Origin of the sequence: Bacillus sp. AR8-1 (assembly GCF_008042345.1) — a bacterium.
Lineage (GTDB): Bacteria > Bacillota > Bacilli > Bacillales > Bacillaceae_G > Bacillus_A > Bacillus_A cereus.
In genome coordinates this window covers 117215-136808 of record NZ_QNUB01000017.1, presented here as the reverse complement: position 1 = coordinate 136808, position 19594 = coordinate 117215, and the positions used below count along the sequence as shown (strand labels likewise).

The following is a 19594-nucleotide window of genomic DNA, read 5'->3' as shown; positions in this document are numbered from 1 at the left end:
TCTTCTTTTTTAGCTGTATTTGCTTTATAATTATTATTGGTACACTATTTTTATTTTATAGAATTGAGGTGAATATATGAGCTGGAAAGGTTTAGTAGCAGGTCTTGGCGTTGGGTTCGCAGCTGGTTATCTCGTTGCAAACAAAGTACAAGAACAATCCCATATTTCTTCAGAAAAAGCATTGAAAATGGTGAAACAAGCATTAAGTCATAAAGGTGAAATTACTGGCTCTTGGGTACATATGGTTCCAGAGACATTTGAAAAATATGATGTCGCATATGAAGTTTATCGCGGCGGTCTTACAACAATGTTAGATGATATACAAGAACGATTTGAATTTTTAGTTGATGCTAAAACAGGTACTGTTTTAGAGGTTATAGCAGCATAAAACGGAGGGTTCCCACTAGGTGAACCTCTTATTTTTTTGAAATTGCGGGTATTGATTAAAATTATATCAGCGATTTTTTAAATATATCGACTTACCGACAAAACCCGACAATAAAAAAGAAGCTGCTCCAATAAATATGATGGAACAACCTCCTATTTTTATGCTTCTATACTCGTTTTCCGTTCTATTTTTTCTACGATATGACCTTCCTCATTCCACTTCACAGCGCGATAATATGCGTCATGGTAAAACGTAAACCATGCCTCTTTTTCAGCACCATACTTCATCCATTTTTGTTTATTTTCAATCGAGGTCATCGGATAATCATCGTATGCCATTACCCATAATACATTTTGATGCGCGTGCGTCGGCAAGAGATCTGCTAAATGTAGCATCGTTTCCCCTTGACTCTCCAAAATGATGACTGCATGTCCATCACTATGCCCACCCGTATGTGCCATCTTGATTTCATCTGTAATTTCTATTTCTTGCTGAAACGTAACAACTTGATCTACAATCGGTTCCCAATTTTCCTTCCAATATGTATTACGGGATCTAATATTTGGGTTCCTCATTTCATTCCACTCTGTTTCACTTACGTAAACTTTCGCATTTGGAAACGCTGGTACAAGGTGATCCCCATCCCATTTTGTTAGGCCAGATGCATGATCAAAATGAAGGTGTGTCATTAAAACATATTGAATATCTTCAGGCTTTAATCCCTGTTTTTCTAACGATTCATAAACCGATGATTCTTCTGTTACACCTTGATTTCGTTTCATCTTCTCATCCAACTTACCGTTTCCTATTCCTGAATCAATGAGCATATTTCCATCTTTCGTTTGTAAAAGTAACGGATCTGTTCGTAAGTAAATATGATTTGTGTCATTATGTTTATATTTACGTGACCAAAGTACTTTCGGCACAACACCAAACATTGCCCCTCCATCTAAATGTGTATTTCCGCCTTTTAACCACGTTACTTTTATATCTCCAATTTGTAACTGTTCCATTACACATCCCCCTTTCAATTAATCTTAACATAAAATTCTGATTATTTTAGATGTAAAAAAACCTATGCATTACTGCATAGGCTCTGTACGATATTTTGCTTCAACTCGGTAAATACGATGACCTTTACTAGAGAATTTCTCTTCGTATTCAGTCATGATGTTACCTTCAAAGTCGCTGTTATGAAGATCTAAGCTTAAGTAAGTTAGTAACATACCATACTCAGCCATACTCATAAGAGAATATTCAAATAAACCTTGGTTATCTGTTTTGAAATGAATTTCTCCGCCTTCTACTAACACTTCTTCATAATTGCGTAAAAACGTTTTATACGTTAAACGACGCTTCGTATGACGCTTCTTTGGCCATGGATCTGAGAAGTTTAAATAAACGCGATCAATCTCACCTTTTGCAAAGAAAACTGTTAAATCTTCAGCATCTTTATTAATTAACTTTAAGTTCGGCACTTCTTCTTCAATTAATTTATCAAGTGCATCTACAACAACACTTGTGAATTTTTCAATTCCAATATAATTAATATGTGGATTCGCTTTTGCCATATCATACATAAAGCGGCCACGCCCTGTACCTACTTCAATATGAATTGGTTGTTCATTTCCAAATACTTCTTTCCAGTTACCAGCGCGCTCCTCTGGGTTTCCGATTACGATATGTGAATACTCGTTAATTCGATCCATTGCATATGGTTTATGTCTTAAACGCATAGATGTCTCCCTCTCTTTACAAAACTATTTTAAAGGAATAATTCCTTCTTTCTTTTTTTAATCAATCTACCAAACAAAAAACCAAGTACGTACGAGCACTCGGTCCGTTTCTTTCAAGTATAAGATGTACCATTTTGATAAAAACTACATACAGCATTAAACATTCCATGACGAAACAGCTTTTTCTCTTACATTTGAAGAGAAAAACAATCGAAAGGATGATCCGTTCATGCCAATTAATCAACAACATCAATTAGAAGTGCTGAAAGATATTTTAGTCAACCACCAAAGTGATTGCTGCGGGACAGTTTCAGAATGCGAGCAATTAGAGCGCCTCATTCAATCGTTACTCGCAAACGATAATATAAGTAGTGACGCTAAAACAATGCTAAACGATGTATATTCTTATAGTCAATCGGGTAAATCTTCCTCTAATTTGGACAACCATATTTCCAATAATCAAGAACAACTTACTCAGTGGATTGCTGGAATGGACAATTTTTCTTAAGTATTATTCTGAAGCAAGTAGTTGCTGTAAATATTGATGCCAATATTCAGCTTCTGCTTGCTGTTTTTTTGTTGTATGCCATTGAATAGACAAAATCGTTTGTGCTATCACATACCATCTCATGCGCCTAAGCAGCGATTCATCCATTTCAATATCATAAAAACCGAGCCACTCACTCCACTCCTGGCGCGGAATGTACCAATATAATAACATACCAAGGTCTAGAGCTGGGTCAGCAATTACAGCTCCATCCCAATCAATTAAAAACAACTCATCTTCATCCGACAATATCCAGTTGTTATGGTTTACATCACAATGGCATACAACGAATTCATTGTATTCAATAGCTTTTAATGAATCCATTAAATATTGAAGGCCTTGCTGAATTGTTTCATCATCCCTTATATCTCCTCTTAAAACGAGTTGCAGTTGTTGTAATAACTCTTGTGCGTGAAGCGGTTGCTTCCCAAGTCTTTGAATCATCTGTACAAGCGCTTTAGAGGAGTGAATTTTCTTCAAAAGTTTCGCAACACGTTCTAGTTTCATATCCTCTGGCTCTAACTTCTGTCCCGGAAGCCATTTTTGAGCAGAAATTACATCACCGTTCGTTACCCTTCTTGTCCAAAGTAATTTTGGAACAATTCCTTCTGCTGACAATACCGCTAAAAAGGGCGATGTATTCCGCTTTAAAAATAACTTCTGTTGTCCGTTTTGCGCAATATATGCATCGCCCGTTACTCCACCAGCCGGTACAAGACTCCACTCTTTTCCTAATAATTGTTCCAACCATTCCATATTCATTACCCGTTAACAAATCCTTATCTTTTATAGTTATGAAAAGAAAAACCGCAACATTTCTACACATGTTGTGGATTCATATATTTTACTGTAAATGAAAAGAAAAATTAGCCTCAGCCAAAAATTCTCTATTTTATTTTACAAAACCTGTCATAGAATGACAACTTATCAAAATCGTCACCTTTGTCAATTCTACATTTATTACATTCTCATCGTCAAGTAGCGATTTGTCACATTATCGTCAATATATACGTGCTAATTGGAGCGAGCCTAAGTTCCTTTCCTCTAAATGAAGAAATTGGCTCTATTTTCGCTTGCTTTTCGTCTACTATCACATGCCACGTTTCTTCTTTCGGAAGTTGCACAGTTTTAGCTTCTAAACCGCTATTAAATAAAACGACAATCTCTTTCCACGGCCCAAACGATTCTGCATGCTCTAGGTGATATGCAAGTACTTCTGTAGATGTTTGTAAAAAAGTCATATGTTTTTTTATAAGGTCTGCGTTTTGTAATCGGAATGCCCCATGCTCTTTACGAATCGCAATTAAACCTTTTATATAGTTAACGGTCTCTATTTCTTTCTCTTTTTGATCCCAATCTAATTGATTGATCTCATCATTTGCATTATAGCTATTTTCATTTCCTTTCTTCGTACGATAAAACTCTTGTCCTGCATGCAAGAAAGGAATACCTTGTGAAAAAATAACCATTGCGCTCGCTAGCAGGTGACGTTTTTTCAAAATCGCTTCTGATTCTTCATTACTGCGCACTAGTTTATCCCACATCGTCATATTATCATGACATTCTACATAGTTAATGCTTTGCGCCGGCTCTAGAAACAGCCCTGTTTCTTTCATACTTAAAAGACTTCCTGCTGCAATATACTGCAAATGATTACAGTCTACATGCCCACCAAATGCAAAACCACGCTTATTTATATGAAATGTACTCCCTTTTATCCCATCACGAAATTGATCATTAAACTGCGCCATATGTGGCATTTTCTTCGCATTATTTAACGTTGCTTTTTCCTCACGAGGAAGCGGTGTTTGTAAATCCCATCCTTCTCCTAATAACAAAGCATCTCGTTTTATGTTTCGCACTTCTTTTTCTATCATATTCATTGTATCAACATCTAAAATTCCCATTAAGTCGAATCGGAATCCATCGACATTGTATTCAGTAAGCCAATATAAAATAGACTCTACAATGAATTTCCTCATCATTTTCCGTTCAGATGCTATATCATTTCCGACTCCCGTCCCATTAGAAGGCATACCATCTTCACCATGACGAAAATAGTATCCTGGAACAAGCTTTTCAAATGATGATAGCTCTCTTTCATAAACATGATTATATACAACATCTATAATTACCCTAATGCCATGCTCATGAAATGTCTCGATCAACTGTTTACACTCTACTATCCTGTTATACGGATCAGAGGGATTTGTAGCATAAAATCCTGTTGGTGCATTGTAATATAATGGATTATACCCCCAATTATAGGCAGATGAAGGATTCGCCTCATCTACACCACCGAAACAATATAACGGTAATAGTTCAACATGTGTAACACCTAAATCTTTTATATGAGACAACCCTGTTAAAGTCCCGTTCCGTCCTGTTGTTCCCTCTTCCATCAATCCTTTATATGTTCCCTTTTGAATCACTCCACTATTTTGATGTATAGTCGCATCACGAATATGCAGTTCATACAATATGGCATCTGTCATTGATTGTAATGGTGGTAATCCTTCTCTTCTTGTTACATTCGTTTTTTCTAAATCGATAACAACACCGTGTTTTCCGTTTACCGTCACCGACTTTGCATAAGGATCTACAGCTTCGTTCCATATTAAATTAATACAAACAAGAAATGTATAGCGCGCTCCGTCTAAATCACCTTGTAATGTTTGAATCCAAACTCCGTTTTCTCCCCTGTACATTTCATGATCGGCATATTCTTTATCGCTCTTATAAATTCTTACTTTCGCAAGCCTTGCAGTTGGGGCCCATACTTTAAATGTCGTTTCTTCTTTTTGATACACAGCACCTAAATCTGTACCTTCGTAATAATACTTTTCATCGAAAATTGTTGTTCGAATAACAGCACCTATTTGTAAATCCGTTTCTTCATTCCGTTCATCTCGTACTGTATAATACTTTCCCACATCTAGCGGCTCTTCTATAAAGCACTCATACTTCGTTGCATCTGGAAGCGCAATCGTATGAGCAATCGGTAAATCTTTCACATTACTTCCTTCTTGCAAACGAAATGTCCGACTTGTTCCATACGCATGTGGGAGCAAAATTGTAATTTTATTCATTTCATCTAAATAGGCATCAAATGGACGTTTTACTTTCAACATAAAAAAATCACCATCATTCTCAAAGTTAAAATAAAGTGAAACTTTAATGAGCGAGATAAAATGAGCTGCAAATGATAAGGCTTTTCTTATCAACAAGACTCTATACAGTAACTCCATTCTTCTCTATAGTATATTCACCTGCATAAAAAACGTTTTCACCATTCTATTTTTGTAATTTTATTTCAGCAATCGATTTATACTTCGGGGTTTCTTTCACGTGGGATTCGTATAAAGTAATTGTATCTGCTTGAAATGATATTTCAGGGACTTCTTTTATACTTTCTAAATGAAACTTTTCTTCTCCTATCCATTTACGAGCAACAGTAATATGCGGATGATATGGGCGTGTTTCTAGAGAAAATCCATTTTCTTCACAAATGGCATGTACTTGCTTTTGCAACTGAAACAAATCGTGATTCTCACTTACCTTCGCCCAAAAAATACGGGGCTGATCTTCTCTACCAAACGTTGAAAAACCTTGTAACGTGAACGATAGTTCTTTTGTTTTTGTAAGTGTTTGTAATCCATTCTTTATCCCTTTTAACTGTTCTTCTGTCGCACCTCCTAAAAAGGAAAGGGTAATATGATAATCTTCCTTATGTACCCACGAGCGAAATGGTAATTCCTCATTCGTATCCTCTTTATAGTTAGACAGCACTTCTTTTATATGATTTGGTAAAGTAATTGCGACAAAATAATGCCTATCCATGTACACCGTCTCCTTCTTTCTATTGTTTCTTTTCTTTCTTATCTCATTCAATTAAAAAGAAGCCGCCCTCTAAAGTAGAGAGCGGTCATTATTCATATATCGGCGATTAAAGTTTCACTTTACTTCGCTAGTTCATGAATTGCTTGCGCATAAATTGCTGTTGCTTTTAATAAGTCTTCAATTTCAATGTACTCATCTTTTTGATGCGCAAGTTCTTCTTTTCCAGGGAATAGCGGTCCAAATGCCACACCAGCTTTTAATGAGCGAGCATAAGTACCTCCGCCGATTGCTAACAATTCAGCTTTTTCACCTGTTTGTTCCTCATATACACGTTGCAACGTACGAATTAACTCGTGATCTTTATCAACGTGATGCGGACGAGAGTTAGAATAGTCTACTACTGCAAATCCATACGTACCTACATATTCTTTTAACTTTGCAATCATTTCTTCAAAGTTAGTCGTAACTGGGTAACGTACGTTTAATCCTAAATTACCACCATTCTCTTTCGTATAAGAAAGGCGACCAACATTCACTGTTAATGGACCGCTAATTTCATCTTTATAAGCAATAGTAGCTTTTTCACCAAAAATATCACCAGTAAATGTTTCTGTTGCAAATGTCGCAAATGCAGTTGCTTTTCCATCAAGTGAAACTGTAGTTAAGAAGTTTGCTAATAATAAACCTGCATTTTCTCCTTTTTCAGGAGTAGATCCGTGCGCTGAAATTCCTTCTATTTGCAACGTCACTGTATTGCCTTCTATAGTCGATTTCCCTATTTTTTTAGCAGTTTGTAAATACTCTTCATATGCTACTGTAAGTGCATTTACATCTTCTCCTGTAATAACCGCTTCTGCAAAATCAGGAACCATATTTAAACGGCGCCCTGAATCAAATGAAACAAGTTCATATGTACCTTTTTTCTCTTCACTATCATTTTGCACAACTTGTATATCAGAAATTCCTTTTTCTGCATTAATAATTGGAAAGTCTGCATCTGGTGCAAAACCGATTGTTGGCATTTCTTCGTTTTTAAAGTAGTGATCTACACATTTCCAATTGCTTTCCTCATCTGTTCCTATAATCATACGAACACGTTTTGAAAGAGGTAAGCCTAATTCTTTCACAATTTTCATCGCATAATATGCTGCCATCGTTGGGCCTTTATCGTCAATTGCACCACGTGCAAAAATCTTTCCGTCGCGAATATCCGCACTATACGCAGGAGTCGTCCAGCCATCTCCTTCTGGTACAACATCAACGTGACAAAGAATACCTACTAACTCTTCTCCTTGTCCCATTTCAAGATGACCTGCATATCCTTCTAAATTTTTAGAAGCAAAACCTTCAGCTTCTCCTTTATGTAACATGAAAGATAGCGCTTTTTCTACACCTTCACCGAATGGTGCGCCTTCTTTCGCGGATTCTTCTTCCCATACACTTTTAATTTGTAAAAATTGTTGTGTATCACGAATTAAATCATCTTTTCGTTTTGCAACTTCTTCAGTCCAATTAATCGCTGACATCACGCATCCATCCTTCACTATATTATCTCTTTCATCATAGCAAACCGAAATCCCTTATGCCATACACGAAAACTAAATACCGAACAATTGCAATATTTCAGACATTTCTTATTAGTTTTTCTTTTATTTTTTCAAAAAAATTTGCAGGAATTTGGCGTTTTACGTAGAATTTTATGTGTTAGTTGACTGACCATATATACAATGTCAACTACCAATATTTTTCTATATAAATATTTGTTAAACTTTTGTAAAATTTAAGTAGATTAAAGCATGAATTTTATCATGTAGAGTACAATGGTAGTAACGACCTTCTTTCCTGAATGGGGTCAAAAAAACTAGTAGAGGAGTGGTTTTCTCTTGAAACCTACAACTACTCGTATGCTAACACGCATTAAATCAATTTATATGTACATCAATGAAAACGGAACGGTAACGACGAAAGACCTTGTAGATGAGTTCGGGATCACACCGCGAACGATACAACGTGATCTAAATGTGTTGCAGTTTAATGAACTCGTGTATAGCCCTTGCCGCGGTAAGTGGACAACAACAGGAAAGAAAGTGAGAATGACCTCATAACGAAAAATAATTGTATGTAAATAAATACATACCCCTTTCTAACTATTAGAAAGGGGTTTTTTCTGTACCTATAAAGGTACTACTTTTCAGTATCTACTTGATATGTTCTTAACATTTCTACTTCTTCATCTGTTAGCTCTCGGTATTGTCCAAGTTCTAGTTCTTCATCTAATACTAACGGACCCATCTCTGTTCTCTTTAGGTAGACTACTTTTTTCCCTACCGCTTCAAACATACGCTTCACTTGATGGAATTTCCCTTCCGTAATCACAAGCTCAATTTCAGAAATATCATCGCTTTTCAATATTGTAAGCGCACCTGGCTTTGTTTCATAGCCATCGTCTAAAATAACACCTTTAGCAAACTCTTTTACATCCTCTTCTGTTACTACTCCTGCAACGTGTGCATAATATTTTTTCGGCACATGCTTTTTCGGAGATAATAATTGATGTGATAACTTCCCATCATTTGTTATCAATAAGAAACCTTCCGTATCGATATCAAGTCGTCCAACTGGGAACGGATCAAAGATTGCATCTTCTAATTCTAATAAATCTATTACTGTTTCATGATTATCATCTTCCGTCGCTGAAATAACACCTTGTGGTTTATGCATCATTAAGTAAACAAACTCTTTGTATTCCACAACTTCACCGTGAATCATAACTTCTTGCTCTTCTACATTTACATGAACTTTCGCATCTTTTACTGGCGTTCCATCAATTTTCACAACGCCATCTTTCAATAATTTCTTTACTTCTTTTCTACTTCCATATCCCATATTCGCTAATAATTTATCTAATCTCACGTTTTTCACCTTCTTTATTTATCATAGAAAAGGGGACGTAATTACGCCCCTCTTGATTTCAACTTTATTTTAAATCTACTACCAAGTTTACGTTGAATTTTATCTAATGCTTCTCCGCCAAATACTCTTTCAAGTACTCCTGTGCGAATTGCTAACAATCCGTAAACAAGACCGCCAATACCTGCACAAATCGCAACTGTTATAAGAGCACCAATACGGCCATCAGGCGAAATCATGAAGGATAGAAGCCATTGTGATAGTTTTACAGCAACGACCATTATAAGTGTCAGTACTGCAATTTGGAATGTTCTTTTATATACAACACCGAATGAATAGTGTGCGTATTTTTTAATTTGTCGATTTGTATACCAAACAGAAGCTAAGAAACCAACTGCGGTCGCTAGAATTGCTCCTACTGTACCGAAATAACGAATAAAGATTACGTTACATACAAATTTCAAAATAACACCCATAATAAGCGCGACAATCGCATGCTTTTGCTGATTAATCCCTTGAAGAATTGCCGCTGTTACTGTAAATAAAGCAAATAACAATGCAACTGGTGCATACCACATTAATACTTGTCCACCTAATGGATCTGAGTCATAGAAAGCAGTGTAAATTGGATATGCAAGTGTTGAAATACCGATAACTGCTGGCAATGTTAAAAACATATTTGCTTGGAATGTTTGTGTAATTTGTAATTTCAAATAGCGGTATTGTTTTTCAGTAAATGATTTTGTAATTGCTGGTACAAGCGTTAAACTAAACGCTGTTGCAAGTGATACAGGAATCATAATTAACTTATGCGTCCACATTGTGAAAATACCAAGCGCTCGCTCTGCGATATCACCTTGACCAATCGCCTGCATAATTGAGTTAAATGTCAATGTATCAATTTGTTGATATAAAGGAATTGTTAACCCAATTACAACGTAAGGAATCGCATATGCGAATAACTCTTTAAACAACTGAACGGTACTTACTGTTGATTCTGGTACAGTTTGTTCAATTAAATATTGATCCAAATATTTTTTACGTTTTAACCAGTACCAAATTAACACACCGAGTGCTCCAACCGCTGAAACGAACGCAGCAAACGTCGCTACTCCAACTGCTGTTGCAACTGTACCGCCAAGTACTTTAATAACGATAAAACTACCAGCTAATAAAAAGACGATACGAATAATTTGTTCAATAATTTGTGAAACGGTAGTTGGTCCCATAGACTGGTGACCTTGGAAATAACCACGAATTAAACTCGCTGCTGGTACAACAATAAGTGCGAAACTTACAAGACGAATGATCGTCGTAACTTCTCCTACATTATTGTGTATACTTTGTTTACCAAGCATCGCTTCTGCAAACAATGGCGCCGTCATGTACAGTACTAGGAACGAAAGAACTCCTGTTACTATCATCATAACCATTCCCGAGCGGAACATTCTCCGGCTCGTTTTATAATCGCCAAGCGCATTATATTTGGAAACAAATTTTGAAACAGCAAGCGGCACACCTGCCGTTGCGATACTTAAAAAGATCGTATATGGAATGTATCCATATGTATAGAGCGTTCCGCCTTCTGTGCCTACTAATGCATGAAACGGAAAGACGTAAATCATGCCTAAGAACTTTACTAAAAATGTCCCTAGCGTAACAATAAGCGTTCCGCGCAGAAATTTCGAATCGGACATACAAAAATCCTCCTACATCTACATAAAGTGAAACTATAATTAGTTGGAGACTTCTCTCCTACTCCTTATTAGTTGAACCATTCGAGCATTTACAGGCTAACAGACTCCCTATTTACTTCTCCTAAATCTTGAGGTTTTAGTCTTATCGCCTACAAATAGCAGGATAGTGCTGAACTCTAACTTTTGTATTGTACCACAATTCTCTCATTAAGCAGTACTTCACTCTATTTTTCTTTTAAGGGAAAACATGCTATTCTTTTAGGCAGGAAATGTAGAAAATGAGGTCGATATATTATGCATTATGATGTTATTGTCATCGGCGGCGGTCCTTCTGGGCTAATGGCTGCAATTGGTGCTGCAGAAGAAGGCGCAAATGTCTTACTTCTTGATAAAGGAAATAAACTTGGGCGTAAACTTGCGATTTCTGGTGGCGGACGCTGCAACGTAACAAACCGTCTACCACTTGATGAAATTGTTAAACATATACCAGGAAACGGTCGCTTCTTATACAGCGCTTTTTCTATTTTTAATAATGAAGATATTATTACATTCTTCGAAAATCTTGGTGTTAAATTGAAAGAAGAAGACCACGGTCGCATGTTCCCTGTGTCAAACAAAGCGCAATCTGTTGTAGACGCACTTTTAACACGATTAAAAAACTTAGGTGTAAAAATCCGTACAAATACACCTGTTGAAACGATTGAATATGAAAACGGCCAAACGAAAGCAGTTGTACTACAAACAGGCGAAGTGTTAGAAACAAATCACGTCGTTATCGCTGTTGGCGGAAAATCTGTTCCTCAAACTGGTTCGACTGGAGACGGATACGCTTGGGCTGAAAAAGCAGGTCATACAATTACAGAATTATTCCCAACAGAAGTACCTATCCTGTCAAACGAGCCGTTTATACGTGATCGCTCATTACAAGGTCTTGCTTTACGTGATATAAATTTAAGCGTATTAAACCCGAAAGGAAAAGCTATCATTTCTCACAAAATGGACATGCTCTTCACTCATTTTGGCCTATCTGGTCCTGCTGCTCTTCGCTGTAGTCAATTCGTCGTGAAAGCACTGAAAAAGTTTAAAACGAACACAATACAAATGAGTATTGATGCATTGCCAGAGGAAAATAGTGAGCAATTATTTCAGCGCATGCTGAAACAAATGAAAGAAGATCCGAAAAAAGGAATTAAAAACGTTTTAAAAGGTTATGTCCCTGAACGTTACTTCCTATTCTTATTAGAAAAAAATGAAATTGACGGTAGTGAACAAGCTGGACAAGTTTCTCACGAAAAGATTCGTGCACTTGTGAAAGACTTTAAAGAGTTTACTGTGAATGTAAATGGTACGCAGTCAATTGAAAAAGCATTCGTTACTGGCGGAGGTGTATCCGTGAAAGAAATTAATCCGAAAGAAATGTCTTCTAAATTTACGAACGGCTTATATTTCTGCGGAGAAGTTCTTGATATCCACGGTTATACTGGTGGCTATAATATTACATCAGCCCTTGTTACTGGTAGAATTGCTGGAACGACAGCTGGAGAAAACGCGAAAATGCAATATTAAAAAAAGAAACAGGGATTCCTGTTTCTTTTTTAATATTGCCATGAAATCATTATCGGCGATTCCACAGATATATCAGCGATTCTGTAATTATATCGGCGATTTTCCAAATTTATCAGCGATTCTACAACTTATATCGGCGATTTCTCAAATATATCGACTTACCGACAAGAAGCGACAAACATCTGCTCCATGTAACTTTCCATTGCTTTTTTGTTGCTTTATATACCTTAGTACCTTTATATTTTATATTGTTGAATATTTAAAAAAGGGTAAGGGGAAAACAAATGAGAAAAAAAGTCATGATGTCTTTAATGTTAATGACGTTTCTTTCTGCGGTAGAAGGAACGATTGTTAGTACAGCAATCCCTCGTATAACGAGTGATTTGTCAGGCGTCGAACTTGTTAGTTGGGTATATGCAATTTATATGCTTGCAACAGCTGTTTCGACTCCAATATACGGAAAGCTCGCTGATTTATTCGGTCGTAAAAAGGTTTTACTGATCGGGGCTACAATCTTTTTAGTCGGTTCTGCACTTTGCGGAGTCGTTACATCGATGGAACAATTAATTTTCTTCCGCGCGCTTCAAGGTATCGGTGCTGGTGCTGTTATGCCAATCACAATGACGATTATTGGAGACTTATATAGCGAAGCGAAAGACCGCGCGAAAGCACAAGGTTGGATGAGTGCCGTTTGGGGTGTATCCGGTGTTATCGGACCGTTAGTAGGTGGATTTTTAGTTGATTCTCTTTCTTGGCGTTATATTTTCTTCTTAAACGTCCCATTCGGAATTATCGCTTGCTTAATGATTGTAATTTACTACAAAGAATCTATTAAACCTGCTAAACATCATATCGATTATCTTGGTGCAACAGTCTTCTCATTAAGTACAATCGCTCTACTATATGCATTATTAACAGGTAGCAGTAAGCAAAACTGGGGAGACATAACAATTATCGGCCTATTAATCTTCGCCGTCGTTTCATTTATTATTTTCTTATTCATCGAGAAAAAATCTCCGGAACCATTAATTCCGCTAGCACTTTTCTCTAACCGTACATTATCTACGATAAATATATTAACTCTTATTGCTGGCGCAATGATTATTAGTATTACTGTGTATCTTCCAATTTGGAGCCAGGGTGTTTTAGGAAAAAATGCAACAGAAGCTGGACTCATTTTAATGCCAATTCCTGTTATGTGGACATTTGGTGCTATGTTCTCGGGTAACTTAGTTGGCAAGTTAAAAACGAAACAAATTATTTTACTTGGAGCTAGCATCTTATCAGTTGCTACGTTCTTATTATTTACACTATCAACAAATTCACCATCGTTCCTTATTTATGTAGCAGTCGGATTATTCGGATTAGGAATGGGGCTTGTGACACCGATTTACATGGTAACAATTCAAGCAGCCGTGCCAGCTCATACACGCGGGACAGCTGTTGGTTTAAATACATTTATTAATACATTTAGTCAAACGTTAGGTGCTGCAATATTCGGTACAATCTTTAATACGATGATTCACGCACGTGGTATTAAAAATCTTGATCTTGTATCTGGTGGACATGGCGGTACTACAGCAAACGTAGTAACCGAATCACAATCCGCATTAGCATCAAGCGTACATGTCATTTATATGAGCACTTTCGTATTAGCAGTATTTACATTAATTATCGCTTGGCTTTTATTAAAGCCAGCTACACAAACAAGTGAGCAACAATAAAAAGGATGACCATTTTGGTCACCCTTTTTTTATTCTTCATTCTCCACAATATGTTTCAGCATGGATAATTTATTATCCCAAAAACGTTCATAATACGAGAGCCACTGTTGTAATTCTTCTAATGGTTCTGGATGCAAACGATATATCTTCTCTCTTCCGCTTTTTCTTCCACTTACTAAATTCGCTTCCGAAAGAATATGAAGGTGCTTTACAACCGCAGTACGACTCATCGGAAAATGATCCGTTATTTTGGAAATCGGTAACTCTTTGTCACTTAATAACCGTATTACTTCTCGGCGGGTTGGATCAGCAATTGCTTGAAATACATCATATTTCGCTGCTGACGAGGACACTTAGCCTTCGACAACCTTTTTCAGTTTTTCATTTACAATCGCTACCCAACCACCGCTCATTCTATCGCGAATAATAGAGCTCTTCGCTTTCGCTTTCGGAAGAATTTCATCAGGATGTTTCCAGCCGCCGTGAATTAACGTAAATTCTGTTTTGTTATCTCCTAAGTCTTTCAAATTAAATGAAACAACCCAGCCATCTGTATCCCATGAGAAAGATAAATGGTTTGGCTCATCAATTTCTAACACTTTACATGGTGATGGCCCAAATGGCGATTGCACATGAAATTCATGTCCTACCTCTAATACAAAATCATTTGGCATAAACCATGACGCAATCCCTTCTGCAGTTGATACTACACTCCATACCTTTTGAAGAGACGCGTTAAAAACGATTGTTTGTTTAATATCATTTAATGTATTTTGTTGTTCCATGTTCATTCTCCTTTACTCGGCGTTATAACATAACACCTTTTGGTTTCACTTCGATAATATAACACCTTTTGGTTTCATGTCAACGCTAATTCTTTTACTGTTGAGAAATTCTCAACATTTTTTCAACAGGACAAACACCCTCTTAGCATTTCCTCATAATATACTCACAAAGGCAATACAAAATAAAAACTTCTCTCAACATGAAACTCCATCATTCATATTGAAAGAAGCGCCTTACTTATATCATGCGTACTTCGTCTCTCCTCCTTCCCTCAGGGACAATACGCGAGATATGACAAATCAGAAGGAATATGCCCACCATTTGAGTAGGTAGTTATTTCTCTTCTCCTCAACATTTCCTTAGGAGCGAAATGACTACCGACTCACTTTTTTCAAACAAAATAAAAAGGGGTTGAACGCTATGTTCTATTGCATTAACTGCTCTGATATTCACCATGAAAAACATCCAAATGATAAAGTATTCAAAAATGGTTTTTATATTGATCCATTTTTAGGTGATCGTTATCACCTTGGTATGTGTAAAGATGCCCAAAATCATGAAACAGGGGAGCCTCTTTTAACGACAAAGAAATTAGGCACACCCCAATCTATTATGAACGTATTACCGACACATGTTGTCCCAACATAAAACATAAAAAAGAGCTGGGTGAGCCAGCTCTTTTTTATGCTTTATAAATGATCATTGCTGAAAAACAATAAATTTGGTTTTCATCGTCGTTAATGGAAACACCAACTTGATATTTAATATCTACAAAGTTGCTATCATCAATCTTTTTCAAAAAAACATTTACAGCATCTTCTAAGTCTTTTTCGTGACTTTCATCAAACACTTTCACACGAATCATGTTAACACCGTCCTAGATCGCAGCCCTCCGCCGCTTGATTATTGCCACGGTGCGTATCTATGATGCGATAAAACTTTCCATTCTCATATATATATCCGTCTTCTAACACATATTCTTTATCTTCAGTATAGACATAAAACTTACCTATCATAAATTTACTCGTATATAATTCCAAATAATTTGGTCTAAATTTAGCTACAACTTTATTTGTAATATCAATTTTTATTGTGCGCCCCACCTTCTCTCCCTCCTTTGCAAAGAACGGATTTAGGTATATTGTATTAGCGCTTTTACATTTTATGCTTAAAAATAAGTGGATATGCCTTCTTTCTTCACCTGTACTATTTTTCTAAAAAAATCACTATAAATAAGGTCCCAAAAAAAACATAAAAAAGCACTTTATCTTATTGACTCGAATATAAATATTATGTTATTATATAAAATTTGACATTTTTACATACGTATGCTATCATTAAAAGTGGTTACCACATATGGAGGTGGATGATTTGTTTCAAATTGGTGATAAAATCGTTTATCCAATGCACGGTGCAGGAATTATCGAAGCAATTGAAGAGAAAGAAATATTAGGTACTTCACGTCAATATTGTGTGATACGCATCATTAGTAAAGATATGCAAGTAATGCTTCCGATGGAACAATTAAAAAAATCGGGTATTCGTTATATCGTTGATCGAGGTACGTTAGATGATATACTTCTTGAATTTCAAAACGGGGAGTCAGACCCATCACTCTCATGGAAACAAAGATATACAATGAATATGGAAAAAATGAAAAATGGCAATTTACAAGATAGCGCAGAAGTGGTTCGTGATTTACTTCGCCGTAATAAAGAGAGAACATTAAATGCGAGCGAAAAACAAATGCTAGATAATGCACGAAAAATGATGATCAGCGAAGTCGCGCTCGTACAAAATGTTACTGAACATCAAGCAACAGAATTTCTTCAAGATACAATTAATCACTAAATTTAAAATAGCTGGCCGCTATTTTTTTTGTAAAAAAAAGGACGAAGAGTTTTATCTCTTCGTCCTTTTATATTACCCACGCCCAGCTTGAAACGATGGATATAACGTCATTCCACCATCTGCAAATAGCGTAATGCCCGTTACATAACTCGCCTCTGAAGAAGCGAGCCAAGTTGCTACTGCTGCAATTTCTTCTGGTTTTCCAATGTAGCCCATCGGTATCATACTTTCTACGTCAGCACGTTTTTTAGGATCAGCAAATTTTTCTGCATTGATCGGCGTATTAATTGCACCTGGTCCTATATTATTTACTCGAATACCTTTTGGCGCATATTCTAGCGCTAACGTTTCTGTCATCAGTTTAATGCCACCCTTACTCGCTGCATAGTGCACAAATAGTGGCCACGGAATTTTCTCATGAACACTAGACATATTAATGACAGACCCTTTAATGTCATGTTCTACAAAATATTTAATCGCTTCTCTACTTCCTAAGAAAGCACCTGTTAAATTTGTATTGATTACTTTATTCCAATCTTCAAGTGGCATTTCATGCGATGGTACTGCATTTTCTATCCCTGCATTATTAATCATAACGTCGAGCGTACCAAATTCTTTCACAGCAGATTGAATGAGATTCACAACATCTGATTCGACGGTTACATCACCTTTTACAGCAATCGCTTCTCCGCCTACCTTTTTAATTTCTTCTAACACATCATTTGCTTCTGATTCTCGTGAGCGATAATTAATAACCACTTTCGCTTTTTCCTTAGCAAACCTTACTCCCATCGCCCTACCAAGACCAGTTGCTGATCCTGTAATAACGACCACTTTTCCTTCTAAATCACTATACATTTCAATACCTCCTTTAACTTTTTGCTATACCTAACATAATTCCGGCTGCAATAATAAAAACGATACCGACAACGATACCCGTTAATTGGCGTTTCGTTTTCTTTTCACCTAATATAAGGATCCCACCAAGCGTGGAAATAATAATCCCCATTTGCGATAGCGAGAAACTTGTTGCGACTCCAACACGCGGCTGCGAAATGAATAAAAACATATTTCCAGCTGCCCAAATTAATCCTGGAATAATATTTCGGATTGCATATTTATTGAATGGATGATGTTTAAAGGTAAGCAAAATCCCTCCTAATACCATACCAACTGCTTGTGGTAATAAAGCTGACCAACCATCTACGTTAAATAGTCTAATCACTACTACGTAAACTAAATAACCGACTGTTGAAATTAATAAAATTATGATACCTCTTTTAAAATTTGCTGCTTGCTCTGCATTCTTTTCTTCTTCACTTTGAAGTGATGTTAAAATAACACCGACAATAATACAAACGAGCGCTAAAATCCCAAGGACGACCGATATTGTCGTGGACCATTCATGAAATACGATAACGCCAAATAAAGTCGTCGCAACTAATTGAAGTCCTGTTGAAATTGGCATCGTCCTCGAAACGCCCATTAAATCAATACTTTTCAATTGATTCGCCTGACCAAGCGCCCAAAATAAACCTGACACAACTCCAACCCCAATCACAGTAGGTGTTAATACTGGCTTCATAAAAATATAAACAACAATTGAGAAAATAAGTGCTCCAAACGTTGTTCCAAGCGTTTGACTATACGGTCCCCCGCCCAGTTTTACGTTAAATAACACAATACTCCCCCAAAATATAGCTGGTAAAATTGCTAAAAATATATCCATCGCCCATTACCTTTCTCTGTAAAATGTTATAAATTGAAACTTTAATCATCCCGCAAATAGCGGAATAAGTTACCGCTCTCAATCATTAGAATGAGCTTTCATTTTTTCTTTTTTGCGAGCACAAATCTTTTCTACAACATCATTAGAAACATTTTTTTCTCGCTCCACATTTTTTACCTTTATATGATCTAAATAATCCTCTAAAGTAAGTGTAACTTTGTCATTTGGAGGATTATGCGCCCCTTGAAATGTAAGAAATTGTAGCGTCACTTCAAATCTAGGTACAAATTCATCTTTCCTGCCGAGACGCTTTATATTTATAACTGCATCACATTCATATTGATCTTCTGTCACTTGTCTAATAACCGAATAGTACCTATTCAATAACGCACTCTCTAAAAGCTGTTCTCTTGATTCTTTCGCGAAAGAATCGCTTGGAGAAGAGAAAAAGATAGAACATATCGCTGTAATAATTACACATATTTTTTTCATAACGTCCTCCTTATCCTATAAGTTAGTGTTCTCAAAAACGCCATAAAAAAACGACTTCCCCTACTTAGGAAAGTCGTTTTAAGGAATCCAATATTAACCACCGCTCACTGGTGGTATAAGTGCAACCACATCACCATCTTGTACCCTGTCATCTTCATTTGCGTATTCTTCATTAATCGCAACCATAATTGGCTCTGAAACTGGTACATTATATTCTTTCGCAACAACATCTTTTAACTGTGCAACTGTAATATTTTCTTTCTCTATTTGTAATTCACTTGTCCCTGCTTCTTCTTGCAAGTGCGCAAATAACAATACTCTAATCATA

23 protein-coding genes are annotated in these 19594 nt (G+C 36.5%); 7 read left to right on the top strand and 16 right to left on the bottom strand.

Annotation, left to right across the window (positions count from 1 at the left end; genetic code table 11):
- Positions 1-76: 76 nt before the first annotated feature.
- Positions 77-388: a PepSY domain-containing protein gene (locus tag DN400_RS11930; protein ID WP_000118541.1), complete on the top strand. Its 312-nt coding sequence runs from the start codon at positions 77-79 to the stop codon at positions 386-388.
- Between the two features lie 158 nt (positions 389-546).
- On the opposite strand, the gene DN400_RS11925 is transcribed toward DN400_RS11930, so the two are convergent.
- On the bottom strand, positions 547-1401 hold the full coding sequence (locus DN400_RS11925; RefSeq protein ID WP_000436840.1) for a YtnP family quorum-quenching lactonase: 855 nt from the start codon (positions 1399-1401) through the stop codon (positions 547-549).
- A gap of 69 nt (positions 1402-1470) precedes the next feature.
- The gene (gene trmB / locus DN400_RS11920; RefSeq protein ID WP_001239383.1) at positions 1471-2124 is read right to left on the bottom strand and encodes a tRNA (guanosine(46)-N7)-methyltransferase TrmB; all 654 of its coding nucleotides are present in this window, start codon (positions 2122-2124) and stop codon (positions 1471-1473) included.
- 229 nt (positions 2125-2353) lie between these two features.
- Between trmB and DN400_RS11915 the strand changes: the two genes are divergently transcribed.
- On the top strand, positions 2354-2632 hold the full coding sequence (locus DN400_RS11915; protein ID WP_001122235.1) for a YtzH-like family protein: 279 nt from the start codon (positions 2354-2356) through the stop codon (positions 2630-2632).
- A 3-nt stretch (positions 2633-2635) separates the two neighbouring features.
- On the opposite strand, the gene DN400_RS11910 is transcribed toward DN400_RS11915, so the two are convergent.
- The 4 genes from DN400_RS11910 to pepV form a co-directional block, all read right to left on the bottom strand.
- Entirely contained in the window at positions 2636-3433 is a 798-nt protein-coding gene (locus DN400_RS11910) for a phosphotransferase family protein (protein ID WP_002094168.1), read from the bottom strand.
- A 227-nt stretch (positions 3434-3660) separates the two neighbouring features.
- Positions 3661-5802: a type I pullulanase gene (gene pulA / locus DN400_RS11905; protein WP_000921759.1), complete on the bottom strand. Its 2142-nt coding sequence runs from the start codon at positions 5800-5802 to the stop codon at positions 3661-3663.
- Positions 5803-5965: 163 nt separating this feature from the next.
- On the bottom strand, positions 5966-6511 hold the full coding sequence (gene thpR, locus DN400_RS11900) for an RNA 2',3'-cyclic phosphodiesterase (RefSeq protein WP_000373841.1): 546 nt from the start codon (positions 6509-6511) through the stop codon (positions 5966-5968).
- Between the two features lie 119 nt (positions 6512-6630).
- Complete coding sequence (gene pepV, locus DN400_RS11895) at positions 6631-8037, bottom strand: dipeptidase PepV (protein WP_001274229.1); 1407 nt, start codon at positions 8035-8037, stop codon at positions 6631-6633.
- A gap of 357 nt (positions 8038-8394) precedes the next feature.
- Here pepV and DN400_RS11890 point away from each other — a divergent pair, with 357 nt between their 5' ends.
- A complete protein-coding gene (locus tag DN400_RS11890) occupies positions 8395-8616 on the top strand; it encodes a DeoR family transcriptional regulator (protein WP_000805512.1) in 222 nt (73 codons plus the stop codon).
- Between the two features lie 79 nt (positions 8617-8695).
- On the opposite strand, the gene DN400_RS11885 is transcribed toward DN400_RS11890, so the two are convergent.
- Together DN400_RS11885 and DN400_RS11880 are read right to left on the bottom strand one after the other, a co-directional pair.
- The gene (locus tag DN400_RS11885) at positions 8696-9424 is read right to left on the bottom strand and encodes a pseudouridine synthase (RefSeq protein ID WP_001234948.1); all 729 of its coding nucleotides are present in this window, start codon (positions 9422-9424) and stop codon (positions 8696-8698) included.
- A gap of 41 nt (positions 9425-9465) precedes the next feature.
- Complete coding sequence (locus DN400_RS11880; protein ID WP_001284026.1) at positions 9466-11118, bottom strand: putative polysaccharide biosynthesis protein; 1653 nt, start codon at positions 11116-11118, stop codon at positions 9466-9468.
- 294 nt (positions 11119-11412) lie between these two features.
- On the opposite strand from DN400_RS11880, the gene DN400_RS11875 reads away from it, so the two are divergent.
- Positions 11413-12684, top strand: a complete 1272-nt coding sequence (locus tag DN400_RS11875; RefSeq protein ID WP_025118400.1) for a BaiN/RdsA family NAD(P)/FAD-dependent oxidoreductase — start codon at positions 11413-11415, stop codon at positions 12682-12684.
- A gap of 284 nt (positions 12685-12968) precedes the next feature.
- Positions 12969-14408 carry an MDR family MFS transporter gene (locus DN400_RS11870; RefSeq protein WP_001228030.1) on the top strand — a complete coding sequence of 480 codons (1440 nt, stop codon included), beginning with the start codon at positions 12969-12971 and terminating at the stop codon, positions 14406-14408.
- 29 nt (positions 14409-14437) lie between these two features.
- On the opposite strand, the gene DN400_RS11865 is transcribed toward DN400_RS11870, so the two are convergent.
- Both DN400_RS11865 and DN400_RS11860 read right to left on the bottom strand, forming a co-directional pair.
- Positions 14438-14761: an ArsR/SmtB family transcription factor gene (locus DN400_RS11865; RefSeq protein ID WP_000098837.1), complete on the bottom strand. Its 324-nt coding sequence runs from the start codon at positions 14759-14761 to the stop codon at positions 14438-14440.
- A complete protein-coding gene (locus DN400_RS11860) occupies positions 14762-15193 on the bottom strand; it encodes an SRPBCC family protein (protein ID WP_065229457.1) in 432 nt (143 codons plus the stop codon).
- A gap of 421 nt (positions 15194-15614) precedes the next feature.
- On the opposite strand from DN400_RS11860, the gene DN400_RS11850 reads away from it, so the two are divergent.
- Complete coding sequence (locus tag DN400_RS11850; RefSeq protein ID WP_000498988.1) at positions 15615-15842, top strand: DUF3973 domain-containing protein; 228 nt, start codon at positions 15615-15617, stop codon at positions 15840-15842.
- 34 nt (positions 15843-15876) lie between these two features.
- Here the strand turns inward: DN400_RS11850 and DN400_RS11845 are convergent, their stop codons facing one another.
- Both DN400_RS11845 and DN400_RS11840 read right to left on the bottom strand, forming a co-directional pair.
- Positions 15877-16059: a sporulation protein Cse60 gene (locus tag DN400_RS11845; RefSeq protein ID WP_147801689.1), complete on the bottom strand. Its 183-nt coding sequence runs from the start codon at positions 16057-16059 to the stop codon at positions 15877-15879.
- A 1-nt stretch (position 16060) separates the two neighbouring features.
- Positions 16061-16297, bottom strand: a complete 237-nt coding sequence (locus DN400_RS11840) for a DUF2553 family protein (protein WP_000533803.1) — start codon at positions 16295-16297, stop codon at positions 16061-16063.
- Between the two features lie 253 nt (positions 16298-16550).
- Between DN400_RS11840 and DN400_RS11835 the strand changes: the two genes are divergently transcribed.
- A complete protein-coding gene (locus tag DN400_RS11835; protein WP_000451446.1) occupies positions 16551-17045 on the top strand; it encodes a CarD family transcriptional regulator in 495 nt (164 codons plus the stop codon).
- A 72-nt stretch (positions 17046-17117) separates the two neighbouring features.
- On the opposite strand, the gene DN400_RS11830 is transcribed toward DN400_RS11835, so the two are convergent.
- The 4 genes from DN400_RS11830 to moaD all read right to left on the bottom strand — a co-directional run bounded on the left by DN400_RS11830 (position 17118) and on the right by moaD (position 19593).
- Positions 17118-17903, bottom strand: coding sequence for a glucose 1-dehydrogenase (locus DN400_RS11830; protein WP_000286698.1), 786 nt, complete (start codon positions 17901-17903; stop codon positions 17118-17120).
- A gap of 13 nt (positions 17904-17916) precedes the next feature.
- Positions 17917-18774 (bottom strand): glucose uptake protein GlcU, encoded by an 858-nt coding sequence (gene glcU, locus DN400_RS11825; protein ID WP_000350865.1) that lies wholly within the window; start codon positions 18772-18774, stop codon positions 17917-17919.
- Between the two features lie 78 nt (positions 18775-18852).
- Positions 18853-19266: a DUF3888 domain-containing protein gene (locus tag DN400_RS11820; protein ID WP_000717656.1), complete on the bottom strand. Its 414-nt coding sequence runs from the start codon at positions 19264-19266 to the stop codon at positions 18853-18855.
- 93 nt (positions 19267-19359) lie between these two features.
- On the bottom strand, positions 19360-19593 hold the full coding sequence (gene moaD / locus DN400_RS11815; RefSeq protein WP_000621776.1) for a molybdopterin converting factor subunit 1: 234 nt from the start codon (positions 19591-19593) through the stop codon (positions 19360-19362).
- Position 19594 lies beyond the last annotated feature (1 nt).